We start from the raw sequence: 12,477 nt of genomic DNA on the forward strand, positions 1-12,477 counted from the left end.
TCCGACACCCCTCGCCACAAACGGGTTCGGCGCGACCCTCGTGACCCTGGGTCTCGGCTCAGCCCCGGCCCATGGCGTAGAACTCGGGGTTCGGCCGCAGGCTCGTGACGTTCGCGATCCGGTTCGACATGCCGAAGAACGCCGAGATCGCGGCGATGTCCCAGACGTCCTCGTCGGTGAAGCCGTGCGACCCCAACGTGTCGAAGTCGGCGTCGCATACCGCGTAGGCCTCATTCGCGACCTTGAGCGCGAAGTCGAGCATGGCCCTCTGCCGCTCGGTGATGTCGGCCTTGCGATAGTTGGCCGCGACCTGGTCGGCGATGAGGGGGTCCTTGGCACGGATCCGCAGGATCGCCCCGTGCGCGACGACGCAGTACTGGCACTGGTTGGGGCTCGACGTCGCGACGACGATCATCTCCCGTTCGGCCTTCGTCAGGTTCCCCGGCTTGTCCATCAGCGCGTCGTGGTAGGCGAAGAAGGCGCGGAACTCCTCGGGCCGGCGCGCGAGGACGAGGAAGACGTTGGGGATGAACCCCGACTTCTCCTGCACGGCGAGGATCCGCTCACGAATGTCCTCGGGCAGGTCGTCGAGCTGAGGAACCGGATAGCGGCTCACGGCGGGTGTGTCGGTCATGGCTCGGAGTCCTTCTCTTCGGTTGGCCGCATGCAGCGTCTCTAGACTGATCTGCTGGCAAAGTCAATCCACCTCGACGTCGATCCGCCTCGACCAGGAAGGGAGTTGCCAGCGAATGGTCAGGAGCGTCACCTTCGACACCACCGTCACGGCGACGGGCCGCAACACCGGGATCGTCGTACCCGACGAGGTCATCGAGCAGCTCGGCGCCGGGAGGCGTCCGGCTGTGCTGGTGAACCTCGACGGCTACGAGTACCGCACCACCGTCGGCGTCATGGGCGGCCGGCACCTGGTCAGCATCAGCGCCGCGGTCCGCACGGAGACCGGGCTGCAGGGCGGCGACCCGATCCACGTCGTGCTCACCCTCGCCGAGGGGCCGCGTGAAGTGGTCGTGCCCGACGATCTGGCCGCTGCCCTGACGGGAGAGCCGGCTGCCGAGCGCTACTTCGCGACGCTCTCCAACAGCCTGCAGCGCTACCACGTCGACACCATCAACGCCGCCAAGGCGCCCGAGACGCGGCAGCGCCGGGTCGACAAGGCCATCGCCCTCTTCCGGGAGGGGAAGCCCCGCTGAGCGTTGGCGGCGGAGGAGGAATGGATTGCGCGGGGCCTCATGGGCCGCGTCTGATCGGCACGTAGTGTCGGGACGGTGAGATCCGTCCAGACGCTGAGCGAAGCCGATCGTCGTCGGGTCGCCGCCTGGGCCGCCGACTGTGCCGAGCGGGTTCTCGGGCTGTTCGAGGCCGAGGCGCCCGCTGACGACCGTCCTCGGGCGGCCATCGCCCGCGCCCGGGCATACGCCCGTGGAGAGCTGGACACGGCCGAGGAGATCCGCCGCCGCTTCGTCGGTGGGGTTCCTGCGGGTGAGGTGACGGCGCCCGCCGCGGCCGCCGCTGCCCGATCCGCGGGTCAGGCCGTGGCCGTATGCCACATGGGGGCGCATGCACTCGGCGCCGCGGCATACGCCGTGAGAGCCGCCGGCCTCGCGGACCCCGACCGGCCGGAGGTCGTCGACGACGAGATCCGCTGGCAGCTCGACCAGATGACGGCAGACGTCCGCGCCGCCCTGCGAACCCTCCCGCCCGTCGGCACGGACCGGTCCGGACCCCTCGGTCCGGGGCTCCTTGCGTCGGGGCAACTCGGCGTCATAATCGGTGAGCTCCAGGCCGGGCTCGCCGCGCCTGACGGGGGCTGACCCGCCGGGCGGATGGAGGTCAGAAGGACCGCTTGACCTTTCTCGATCGAGGTATAACCCTATAGGGGTTAGATACGGGTTAGAGCGAGGATCGCCATGCCGAAGATCAATGTCTACCTCCCCGAGGCGCTCGCGTCCGCCGTCAAGGAGGCGAACGTGCCGGTGTCGGCGGTATGCCAGGCGGCGCTCACCGATGCGGTGCAGCGCATCGGACGGACCCGCAAGGGCATCATGGCGCTGCGGGACCCGGCGACTCCCGCCGCTCTCCTCGGACGGATCGGCGAGGGCATCCGCACGCGGATGACTCCGCGACTCCTCGCGGCGCTGGAGACCGCGGGTCGGGATGCCAAGGGTCGAGCCCGCGGCCCGGTGTCGTCACTCGACCTCTTGCGCGGCCTGCTCGACGACGGCGAGAACCTCGCGGTGCGGCTGCTGCTGTCCCAGGGCATCGACATCGATGCGCTTGCGGGGGCGGTCCGAGCGAGCCACGCGGACGAGTCCGGGCCCACCGCCGTCGAATCCGCCGACGCCTTGCTCGGGCGGCTCACGATGCCAGGGCGTCTCGCGTGTGCTGCTGCTCTGGAAGCGGTCGTGGAGCTCGGGCACAACTACCTGGGGTGCGAACACCTCCTCCTCGGGCTTGTCGCAGGCGACGGCCCGGCCCACGACATCCTGGTCGACCACGGCGTCCAGGCCCCGGCACTCCGTCAAGCCATCAACGCCGCCGCCGCAGGGGTCGTGCTGGAGCGAAGCCGGTCGGCCGAGCGCAGCGACGCCACGGTCGCCGAGCTCGCCCGCCGGCTCGACGCCATCGAGCGCCGACTCGCCGCAGGCCCCGACGAGTGATGCCAACCGCCAGCCGAAGCGGCCCTGGAAGGCGCGACCGATCCTTGTGGGGAAGATGGCTGGCGCTCTGGGGCCCACCATCTTCCCCACAGAGCGCGCAGGCGCTGGGGGTCGTGCCGAGCGCGACCCCCGACATGACCTGTCAGGCACCGGCCGACAGCCGGCGCGACGAGCGAGCTCACGAATCGGTGTCCTGCAGTGTCCATGCCCGTCGTTGCAGACGCCAGTGTCCTGGTGGCGGATTCGCTGCGTCGGTGAGGACTTGCTTCGCTGCGGCAGCGCGCCCCCGGCAGGAGCCGTCGTCGCATACGACGCTCGTTCCTCGCGTCGCGCGCTCCTCCTCCCATCGTCCTACCAGAGGCGCACGGCCTTGCTTCGCTGCGGCAGGGTGCCCCCGGCAGGACTCGAACCTGCGACCTAGAGATTAGAAGGCTCTTGCTCTATCCAGCTGAGCTACGGGGGCTGGGCGGCCCAAGTCTAGGTGGACGTGCCGAGGGGGAAGGTCTCGACGATGTCGTGCCGCGGGTGGCCGCCGGCCCCCTGACCGAGGTGGGACTCGATGAGGACTATGTCGGTCAGCGGGAACGACGGGCCGACGTAGGTGTCGAGGAGCCGCACCCAGCGGGTGGCCTCGACCGGAGGCCGGAAGCGACCGAGGGTCACGTGGGGCCGGAACCTCGCCCCGTCCGGCTCGGCACCCGCCGCCGAGCACGCGTGGCGGACCGAGCGCGACAAGGATGCCAACGGCGTGCTCCCGTTGGCTCTCTCCCCATGGCCTGGGCTGTCGGTTCGGTCAGGCACGGTGGGTCGGGCAACCTCGAGGGACCTGGTCGGATCCGGCGATGCACTGGCGGCGGAAGGCGGGGCGAGGGGAGAGGCGTGGACGCCGGCATACAGGACCTTGGCGGAGCCGACGTGCGGGAAGGCGCCGCCGCCACGGACCTGGAGCGACAAGGGTGTCCACCGCGCCGAGCGCTCGGCAAGGCGCTCGAGGAGCCCGTCGAGCCGACGCTCGGGCGCGCTTCCCATGAACGACAGCGTGAGGTGCCACTGCGAGGGGGCGGACCAGTGTGGCGCGCCCGCGGCGGAGCGCCGCGGCTCGAGGAACTCCTCGAGATCCTCGACGACACGGGGCGGAAGGAGGGCGGCGACGAACAGGCGCATGAGGGCTCCATTGTCGGTCTGTCGCGACCGGCGGCGCTACGTCGTCCGAACTAGCATGGCGCCCGTGACGACGACGGCCGAGGAGGCGGGTCCGCTCATCGGGGCCGTCGAGTCGCTTCGCGCGCAGGTCGCCGCGGCGCGACTGCCTCTCGACCTCGTCGTCACGGCGGGCGCGCGGAGCAACCGGGGTGCGCTGCTCCACCAGCTCGACGACTACGTCCTGCCCCGCCTGAGATCCCTCGACGCACCGCTGCTCGCCGTCATCGGCGGGTCGACCGGAGCGGGCAAGTCGACGCTCGTCAACTCGATCGTCGGCAACGAGGTGAGCCGCAGCGGGGTGCTCCGTCCGACGACGACGAGCCCGGTCCTCGTGCATCACCCCGACGACGAGGCCTGGTTCTCCGACCGGCGGATCCTCCCCGGTCTCAGCCGTGTGACAGGTGCCCCGGGGAAGCACCCGGAGCCCGGCACGGTGCGCCTCGTCGCGTCCTCGGCACTCCCCGCCGGCATGGCGCTCCTCGACGCACCCGACATCGACTCCGTCGTCCACGCCAACCGGGCGATCGCCGAGCAGCTCCTCATGGCGGCCGACCTCTGGCTCTTCGTCACGACGGCGGCTCGGTATGCCGACGCCGTCCCGTGGGACCTGCTGCGCGACGCCTCGGCCCGAGGCACCGCCGTCGCCATCGTCCTCGACCGCGTCGAACCCGACGTGGTCGACGAGGTCCGGCCCCATCTCGTCGAGATGCTGCGTGACCAGGGCCTCGGCACGTCGCCGGTGTTCACCGTGCCCGAGAGCTCCCTGACGCCCGAGGGGCTGCTCCCGGAGTCCGCGACGAGCCGGCTGCGCGCGTGGCTCGAGGCGCTGGCCGGTGACGCGAGGGCGCGGTCGATCGTCGTCGCCCAGACGCTGCGTGGCGCGATGGCCTCGCTCGACGGCCGCGTGGACGAGCTCGTCGACGCGACCCGGGTCCAGGCGGCGGCCGCCGACGCGCTGCGCGACGCCGTCGAGACGGCATACGCATCGGCCCTCGCGGCGGTCGAGGAAGGAGTCTCCGACGGCACGCTCCTGCGCGGGGAGGTCCTCGCCCGGTGGCAGGAGCTCGTCGGGACGGGCGAGTTCTTCAAGCAGGTCGAGACGACCGTCTCCCGGGTACGCGACCGGATGACCGCGGCGGTGACCGGGCGGCCCCGGCCCGAGGAGGGCCTCGACGAGGCGCTGCATACCGGCGTCGCCGCGCTCGTCCGGGCCCACGGGGAGTCCGCGAGCTCCACGGTGGCTCGCGCGTGGCGCCGGCTGCCCGGCGGCGCGCAGCTCCTCGATGACCGGCCGGAGCTCGCCTCACCCGACGACCCGCTCGGCGACCGGGCCGACCGGCTCGTCCGCGACTGGCAGGGCCAGCTGCTCCAGCTCATCCGCTCCGAGTCCGGGAGCCGGAGGACCAACGCGCGCGTCGCGGCATACGGCGTCAACGGCGTGGGCCTGTTCCTCATGCTCGTGACGTTCGCGCACACCGGGGGACTCACCGGCGCGGAGGTCGGCATCGCAGGCGGCACGTCGGTGCTCGCCCAGCGCGTCCTCGAGGCGATCTTCGGCGACCAGGCGGTGCGCTCCATGGCGGCGAAGGCCCGTCGCCTGCTCGTCGAGGACGTCACTGCGCTGTATGCCGCCGAACGCGGCCGTTTCGAGGCCGCCCTCGAGGACGTCGGTGTTGCCGACGGCCAGGCGGAGGGCCTCGCGCGGGCGATGGGCGCGGTCCGTGAGGCGAATCCGTGAGCCCCCTGCGGAGGGGCTCGGCGAAGGTTCCCGGTGTGTCGACCGAGGAGCTGGGCGAGCGGGCCCTGGCCCTGGAGATCGCCCTCACCCGGGGAGGTGCCGAGCTCGACGCGGACGCGGCGGCGCGGGCGAGCGCCGTCGTCCAGAAGATCCGGGAGCGGACGGCCCTCACGGGCGACTTCACCGTCGTCGCGCTGGCGGGCGCCACGGGGAGCGGCAAGTCGAGCCTCTTCAACGCCCTCGTCGGAGCGCCGGTGGCGACCGTCGGTGTGCGACGTCCCACGACGTCCACGCCGACGGCGGCGGTGTGGGGCGAGGCGGACGCCTCCGCCCTGCTCGACTGGCTCGCCGTCGGATCCCGTCACCACCTCGACTCCGGCACCGTGGAAAAGACCGCGGGAGTGCTCGTGGAAGGGGCTGCCGGAGGGCATGCGGGAGGGACCGTGGGAAGGCCGTCGGGCAGGGCGGCGGACGTGCGCGCGGAAGGTGACCGTCGCGGGGCCGGTGGCACCGGGACGTCCGAGGCCGGCGCCGTCGGCGCCCTCGACGGGCTCGTCCTCCTCGACCTGCCCGACGTCGACTCGCGCGACCTGCGGCACCGGGCCGAGGCGGAGCGGGTCCTCGAGCTGGCCGACGTGTTCGTCTGGGTGACCGACCCGCAGAAGTATGCCGACGCGCGGCTGCACGACGACTTCGTCGCCGCCCTCGCGACGCACGATGCCGTGTCCGTCGTCGTCCTCAACCAGGTGGACCGGCTCACGCCGGAGCAGGCCACCGAGTGCGCCGGCGACCTGCACCGCCTGCTGCGTGCCGACGGCCTCCACGACGTCACGCTCTTCTCGACATCGGCGACCCAGGGCACCGGAGTGGACGAGCTGCGCCAGCGGCTCGCCAATGCCGTCGCCGGCCGCGGTGCCGCCCGGATGCGGCTCGCGGCCGACGTGTCTGCGGCCGCGGCAGCTCTCTTGCCGGACGTCGCCGATCTCGACGGGGCGTCCGTCGACAGTGCCGGCCACGGGCTTGGAGGGGCCGGCCATGGGCCTGGCGTCGACGGGGCCGGCCGGGAGAGGCTCGTCGACGCGCTCGTCCGGGCTGCCGGCATACCAACCGTCGTCGCGGCGGTCGAGCGTGACTACGTGCACGAGGCGCTCGGGCGGACCGGCTGGCCTTTCACCCGCTGGGCGCGCTCGCTCCGTCCGCGACCGCTGCGCCGGCTGCGGCTCGAGCAGGTCCCAGAGGTGTCGCAGGCCGACGTCCTCGCCGTGACCGGCCGGTCGTCCCTGCCCCCGCCAACCCCTGCGGCGCGTGCGGCGGTCGACCTCGCGACCCGTCAGCTCGGTGACACGGCCGCGGCCGGCTTGCCGGTCCGCTGGGCCGAGGCCGTCCACGACGCCGCCGCCCCGCCGGGACCCGACGTCGCCGACGCGCTCGACCAGGCCATCGTCCGTACGCCGCTGCGGGAGCCGCCGCCGCGCTGGTGGGCCTTCGTCAATGCCGCGCACGTGGTCCTGGCGGTCGCGGCCGTCGTCGGGCTCGCATGGCTCGTCGTGCTTGCGGTCATGGGGTGGCTGCAGCTGCCGGACGTCCACACGCCACACCTCGGCTGGTTCCCCGTGCCGACGGTGCTGCTCGTCGGAGGCCTGATCCTCGGGCTGCTCCTGTCGACGCTGTCGCGGTGGCTGGCGCGGATCGGTGCACGTCGCCGCGCCCATCGCGTCGAGCGCCGGCTCCGGTCGGCGGTCACCGAGGTCGCCGACGATCGGATCGTCGCACCCGTCGAGGCCGTCCTGGCCCGCCACGCCGAGACCCGGACCGCGCTTGCGCGGGCGAGGGCCCTCCCTCGTGGGTGACCTGGCCGACGTTCTCATGTAGGCCAGGTCACCGACGAGCGAGCGCTCGCGCGGGTGCGGGGCCGGCTGTGGCAGGTCGTCCACAGGGGCATGACGCCGACCTCGGTCGTCCACAGGGTTCATCGCCTGCTTCCCCGCGTATGCCGACCCTCGGCATCGTCGGTGCTGTCCGGTCCCGGAGATGGCCGGCCGACCGAGAAGGGGACACCATGACCAACGAGAACACCATCGTCGTCGTCGGCAACGTCGTCGACACCCCGACGCTCAGGCAGACCAAGACGGGGGACACCTTCGTGTCGTTCCGCGTCGCGTCCACATCGCGGCGCTGGAGTGCGGAGAAGGGCGGCTACGAGGACGGCCACACGAACTTCTACCGTGTCGCCGCCTTCCGGGCGCTCGCCGTCAACGTGCACGCCTCGCTCGAGAAGGGCCAGCCCGTCGTCGTCACCGGCCGCCTGCGGATCACCCAGTTCGTCCGCGCCGACGGCACGTCGGGCACCGGCGTCGACATCGACGCGACGGCCGTCGGCCACGACCTGTCCCGGGGGCGCACCCGCTTCACCAAGCTCGCCGGCATCGTCGCCGTCGACGACGGGGACCGGATGGGTGACCCCGCCGTCCTCGCCGCCCACGCCGGGGATGGATACGAGGCCTACGGGGACGACCGGGAGTATGCCGACCTGGAGCTCGACCCCGACGGCCTGGAGGACGGCTCGCAGGGTGTCGAGGTCGTCGACCCGGTGACCGGGGAGGTGGTCTCCCGGATGCGCGGCTCGCGTGACGACGGCGACGGGTCCCGCTCGCTCGCGGCGGTCTGAAGCGTCCGGTCGGGCGCACCGGGGGTGGTTCCCGGTTCGCCGGGCGGTGCGCCCGCGCCGAGCGTAGGTCCGGCATGCCTCGAGGTGGCGGTTCGGCGTGCCGAGCCGACCGTGTCCGGCGTGGTGGATCTGCGTGCCGAGCCGCCCGTGTCCCGGCCCGGGACGATGCCGCGCGGATTCGGGGTGTGGGGGCGTGGCTGGTTAGCCTTGACCCCATGCCCGAGTTCATCTACGTCATGTCGCATGCCCGCAAGGCCCACGGCGACAAGGTCATCCTCGACGACGTGTCGATCTCCTTCTACCCGGGGGCCAAGATCGGCGTCGTCGGCCCGAACGGCGCGGGCAAGTCGACCGTCCTGAAGATCATGGCGGGGCTCGACCAGCCGTCCAACGGGGAGGCTCGGCTGACCCCTGGCTTCACGGTCGGCATCCTCCTGCAGGAGCCGGAGCTCAACGAGGAGAAGACCGTTCTCGGCAACGTCGAGGAGGGTGCCGGTGAGATCAAGGCCAAGCTCGACCGCTACAACGAGATCTCGGCCCTGATGGCGGAGCCCGACGCCGACTTCGACGCGCTCATGACGGAGATGGGCCACCTGCAGGAGGCCATCGACGCCGCGGACGCCTGGGACCTGGACTCCCAGCTCGAGCAGGCGATGGACGCCCTGCGCTGCCCGCCGCCGGATGCGGACGTCACCGTCCTCTCCGGAGGCGAGCGCCGGCGTGTGGCCCTCTGCAAGCTGCTCCTCCAGAAGCCTGACCTGCTGCTCCTCGACGAGCCGACCAACCACCTCGACGCCGAGTCCGTCCTGTGGCTCGAGCAGCACCTCGCGAGCTACCCCGGCGCGGTCGTGGCCGTCACCCACGACCGCTACTTCATGGACAACGTCGCCGGCTGGATCCTCGAGCTCGACCGCGGCCGGGCCTACCCCTATGAGGGCAACTACTCCACCTACCTGGAGAAGAAGCAGGCCCGGCTCCAGGTCCAGGGCAAGAAGGACGCCAAGCTCGCCAAGCGGCTCGCCGACGAGCTGGAGTGGGTGCGATCGAGCGCGAAGGGACGCCAGACCAAGAGCAAGGCGCGACTGGCCCGCTACGAGGAGATGGCGGCGGAGGCCGAGCGGACGCGCAAACTCGACTTCGAGGAGATCCAGATCCCGCCGGGGCCGAGGCTCGGGTCGAAGGTCATCGAGGTGAAGGACCTCCGAAAGGGCTTCGGCGACCGCCTGCTCATCGACGGTCTGTCGTTCACGCTGCCCCGCAACGGCATCGTCGGCGTCATCGGTCCGAACGGCGTCGGCAAGACGACCCTCTTCAAGACGATCGTCGGCATCGAGGAGCCGGACGGAGGGGTCGTCGACGTCGGCGAGACAGTGCGGATCTCCTACGTCGACCAGGAGCGGGGCGGCATCGACCCGAACAGGAGCCTGTGGGAGGTCGTGTCCGACGGCAACGACTTCATCCAGGTCGGCAAGGTGGAGATCCCCTCACGCGCCTACGTGTCGCAGTTCGGGTTCAAGGGACCCGACCAGCAGAAGAAGGCCGGCGTCCTCTCCGGCGGTGAGCGCAACCGGCTCAACCTCGCCCTCACCCTCAAGGAGGGCGGCAACCTCCTGCTGCTCGACGAGCCGACGAACGATCTCGACGTCGAGACCCTCGGCTCGCTGGAGAACGCCCTCCTCGCCTTCCCCGGCTGCGCCGTCGTGACGAGCCACGACCGATGGTTCCTCGACCGGGTCGCGACCCACATCCTCGCCTACGAGGGCACCGAAGAGAACCCGGCCGCGTGGTACTGGTTCGAGGGCAACTTCGACGCCTACGAGAAGAACAAGGTCGAGCGACTCGGCGAGGAGGCGGCTCGCCCGCACCGCGTCACCTACCGCAAGCTGACCCGAGACTGAACCCGTTCCCGCGGGCCACGTGCACGACACGAGGATCGCCTCCCCGTCGGCAGAGCCGGTGCGGCAGCGACGACGGCGCGCGCACCCTCGGGTCGCCGCGAGCGGAGGACCCGGCATACCGTCGAGGTGTGTCGACGACGCTCGAGTTCTCCGACGAGGCGGGTCCGTTCGCGCAGGCGGCCGGGCCGTTTCTCGCCGCGGGTCCCGTCCTCAGCACCGTCGTGTCGACGGTCCTCGAGATGGAGGGCGACGGGAGGGGCCGGGACCGCGCCGTGCGCGAGGGCTATCCCTACTGGTTCGTGATCGCCCGCGACGACACCGGCGAGGTGGCCGGCGTCGCGATGCGCACCGCGTCGTTCGAACCGCATCCCGCATACGTTCTCACCCTGCCGGACGAGGCCGCCGTCCGGCTCGCGCGGACGCTCCACGAGCGGGGGGAGGCTCTCGAGGGCGTCAACGGATCGCTACCCGCCGCCCGGATCGTCGCCGAGGAGACCGCGCGCCTCACCGACGGTGCCGTGTCGGTCTCCATGCCGACCCGACTGTACGAGGTTCGCGACGTCATCGAGCCGCGGCGCCCCGAGGGCAGGCTGCGGCCGGCGACGAGGGACGATGCCGACCTCGTCGTCGAGTGGTTCGACGCCTTCGACCTCGACGCGGCGGCCCAGGCGGGTCGTACCCCGTCGGCGCTCGACCACCCGATCGTCGACCGGCCCGAGATCCGCCAACGGATCGACGAGGGCGGCGTCTGGCTCTGGGAGACACCCGCCGGCCGCCCGGTGCACCTCACGTGCGTCCGGCCACCGGCATACGGGGTCTCGCGGGTCGGGCCGGTGTACACACCGAGGGAGCATCGCGGTCGGGGGTATGCCGGTGCTGCCGTCGCCGAGGTGTCGCGCCGGATCCTCGCTTCAGGGCATCGCGCCTGCCTGTTCACCGACCAGGCGAACCCGGTGTCCAACCGTCTCTACGCGTCGCTCGGATACCGGCCCGTCGTCGACATGGCGAACCATGTCGTCGGGCCGAGTCGCCGCTGATTGGGCTGGTCCTCGCCCGGCCGACCGACGGACACCCCATCGGCTCGAGTCCCCGGCCGGGGAGCGGTCGGCCGAGCACGAACCCGGGCTCGGGACGCGATCGAGGCGCCACCATTGGGTGTCCGTCGGTCGCGTCCGGGCTGGTAGCGGCGGACTCGAGGGCCACGCCGGGGCACTGGTGCCGGCCGCGCCGCTGGGCAAGGCGCAGGATGGGCCCATGAAACTCGGCACCCAGGTCTCGTACTTCACCTGGCCGGACGCCCCGGCGTCGATCGGCCCCACCTTCTCCGCCATCGCGAGGAACGCCGAGCAGGCCGGCATGTCGAGCCTGTGGGTGATGGACCACTTCTGGCAGATCCCTGCCATCGGGCCTGCCGAGCTCGACATGCTCGAGGGCTACACCGCCCTCGCGTATGCGGCTGCCCTCACCGAGCGCATCGAGCTCGGTACCATGGTTAGCGGAGTGTCGTACAGGTATCCCGGGATCCTCGCCAAGACCGTGACGACGCTCGACGTCCTCTCCGGCGGGCGGGCGTGGCTCGGCATCGGTGCCGCGTGGTACGAGGAGGAGCACGCGGGACTCGGGGTGCCGTACCCCCCGACGAAGGAGCGCTTCGAGCGCCTCGAGGAGACCCTGCAGATCTGTGGCCAGATGTGGGCCGAGGGCGACGCGGCATACGAAGGGGTCCACTATCGGCTCGCGCGGACCCTCAACGTTCCCCAGGCCATCCGGCGACCGCACCCTCCGATCCTCATCGGCGGCGGGGGCGAGCGCAGGACGCTCCGGCTCGTCGCACAGTATGCCGACGCGTGCAACATTTTCGACTTCGGCGAGCCGGGTGCTATCGCCCACAAGTACGACGTCCTCCGCGGGCACTGTGAGGACGTCGGGCGGGACTACGCGGACATCGAGAAGACGGTGCTCGCGAGGTTCGCGCTGTCCCGCACCCCGGGAACGGCGTCCTCGGGAGAGCCGTTCTCCTCGGTCGACGAGGTCGTCGAGCGGATCGGCCGCCTCGCCTCGATCGGGACGGACACGGTCATCGCCGGGATGGCCAACAACACCGACCCCGCGGCATACGAGCTGGTCGCCGAGGTGGTGCGCCAGATCGAGCCGATCGTTCCCGCCGGCCGGTGAGTATGCGGCGCCACCCCGGCCCGTCGCCGGACGGGTGGTGCACAGGCCCCGATCGGGTGCCAGATGGCCGGGTGGGGTCGGCTGGGGTGGTGCACAGGCCCCGATCGGGTGGCAGATGGC

General features: G+C 71.8%; 11 protein-coding genes and 1 tRNA gene. 9 read left to right on the forward strand and 3 right to left on the reverse strand.

All coding sequences use genetic code 11. The features are described from left to right. Positions 1–58 precede the first annotated feature (58 nt). Positions 59–634, reverse strand: a complete 576-nt coding sequence (locus tag BN12_RS00725) for a peroxidase-related enzyme (RefSeq protein WP_048549606.1) — start codon at positions 632–634, stop codon at positions 59–61. Positions 635–749: 115 nt separating this feature from the next. Here BN12_RS00725 and BN12_RS00730 point away from each other — a divergent pair, with 115 nt between their 5' ends. From BN12_RS00730 to BN12_RS00740, 3 genes are all read left to right on the forward strand, one after another. Further along, positions 750–1,208 (forward strand): YdeI/OmpD-associated family protein, encoded by a 459-nt coding sequence (locus BN12_RS00730; RefSeq protein ID WP_048549607.1) that lies wholly within the window; start codon positions 750–752, stop codon positions 1,206–1,208. A gap of 75 nt (positions 1,209–1,283) precedes the next feature. Beyond that, on the forward strand, positions 1,284–1,829 hold the full coding sequence (locus BN12_RS00735; RefSeq protein WP_048549608.1) for a putative immunity protein: 546 nt from the start codon (positions 1,284–1,286) through the stop codon (positions 1,827–1,829). 96 nt (positions 1,830–1,925) lie between these two features. Beyond that, positions 1,926–2,675, forward strand: a complete 750-nt coding sequence (locus BN12_RS00740) for a Clp protease N-terminal domain-containing protein (RefSeq protein WP_048549609.1) — start codon at positions 1,926–1,928, stop codon at positions 2,673–2,675. A gap of 389 nt (positions 2,676–3,064) precedes the next feature. Here the strand turns inward: BN12_RS00740 and BN12_RS00745 are convergent. Continuing rightward, a tRNA-Arg gene (locus BN12_RS00745) sits at positions 3,065–3,138 on the reverse strand. Between the two features lie 14 nt (positions 3,139–3,152). Continuing rightward, entirely contained in the window at positions 3,153–3,839 is a 687-nt protein-coding gene (locus BN12_RS00750; protein WP_048549610.1) for a 2'-5' RNA ligase family protein, read from the reverse strand. Positions 3,840–3,894: 55 nt separating this feature from the next. Between BN12_RS00750 and BN12_RS00755 the strand changes: the two genes are divergently transcribed. The 6 genes from BN12_RS00755 to BN12_RS00780 all read left to right on the forward strand — a co-directional run bounded on the left by BN12_RS00755 (position 3,895) and on the right by BN12_RS00780 (position 12,357). Continuing rightward, positions 3,895–5,616: a dynamin family protein gene (locus tag BN12_RS00755; RefSeq protein WP_048549611.1), complete on the forward strand. Its 1,722-nt coding sequence runs from the start codon at positions 3,895–3,897 to the stop codon at positions 5,614–5,616. Positions 5,617–5,651: 35 nt separating this feature from the next. Then, a complete protein-coding gene (locus tag BN12_RS00760; protein ID WP_235432261.1) occupies positions 5,652–7,466 on the forward strand; it encodes a GTPase in 1,815 nt (604 codons plus the stop codon). A 209-nt stretch (positions 7,467–7,675) separates the two neighbouring features. Then, complete coding sequence (locus BN12_RS23295) at positions 7,676–8,284, forward strand: single-stranded DNA-binding protein (protein ID WP_162233009.1); 609 nt, start codon at positions 7,676–7,678, stop codon at positions 8,282–8,284. 215 nt (positions 8,285–8,499) lie between these two features. Further along, the gene (gene ettA / locus BN12_RS00770; RefSeq protein WP_048549613.1) at positions 8,500–10,182 is read left to right on the forward strand and encodes an energy-dependent translational throttle protein EttA; all 1,683 of its coding nucleotides are present in this window, start codon (positions 8,500–8,502) and stop codon (positions 10,180–10,182) included. A 128-nt stretch (positions 10,183–10,310) separates the two neighbouring features. Next, on the forward strand, positions 10,311–11,219 hold the full coding sequence (locus tag BN12_RS00775; protein ID WP_048549614.1) for a GNAT family N-acetyltransferase: 909 nt from the start codon (positions 10,311–10,313) through the stop codon (positions 11,217–11,219). Positions 11,220–11,436: 217 nt separating this feature from the next. Continuing rightward, on the forward strand, positions 11,437–12,357 hold the full coding sequence (locus BN12_RS00780; protein WP_048549615.1) for an LLM class F420-dependent oxidoreductase: 921 nt from the start codon (positions 11,437–11,439) through the stop codon (positions 12,355–12,357). The last annotated feature ends 120 nt before the right edge of the window (positions 12,358–12,477 follow it).

It is taken from the genome of Nostocoides japonicum T1-X7 (genome assembly GCF_001046855.1).
Classification (GTDB): Bacteria; Actinomycetota; Actinomycetes; order Actinomycetales; family Dermatophilaceae; genus Nostocoides; species Nostocoides japonicum.

Coding starts and splice junctions, on each gene's coding strand:
- BN12_RS00725 (WP_048549606.1), bottom strand. CDS start 634: ATGACCGACACACCCGCCGTGAGCCGCTATCCGGTTCCTCAGCTCGAC.
- BN12_RS00730 (WP_048549607.1), top strand. CDS start 750: ATGGTCAGGAGCGTCACCTTCGACACCACCGTCACGGCGACGGGCCGC.
- BN12_RS00740 (WP_048549609.1), top strand. CDS start 1,926: ATGCCGAAGATCAATGTCTACCTCCCCGAGGCGCTCGCGTCCGCCGTC.
- BN12_RS00750 (WP_048549610.1), bottom strand. CDS start 3,839: ATGCGCCTGTTCGTCGCCGCCCTCCTTCCGCCCCGTGTCGTCGAGGAT.
- BN12_RS00755 (WP_048549611.1), top strand. CDS start 3,895: ATGGCGCCCGTGACGACGACGGCCGAGGAGGCGGGTCCGCTCATCGGG.
- BN12_RS23295 (WP_162233009.1), top strand. CDS start 7,676: ATGACCAACGAGAACACCATCGTCGTCGTCGGCAACGTCGTCGACACC.
- ettA (WP_048549613.1), top strand. CDS start 8,500: ATGCCCGAGTTCATCTACGTCATGTCGCATGCCCGCAAGGCCCACGGC.
- BN12_RS00780 (WP_048549615.1), top strand. CDS start 11,437: ATGAAACTCGGCACCCAGGTCTCGTACTTCACCTGGCCGGACGCCCCG.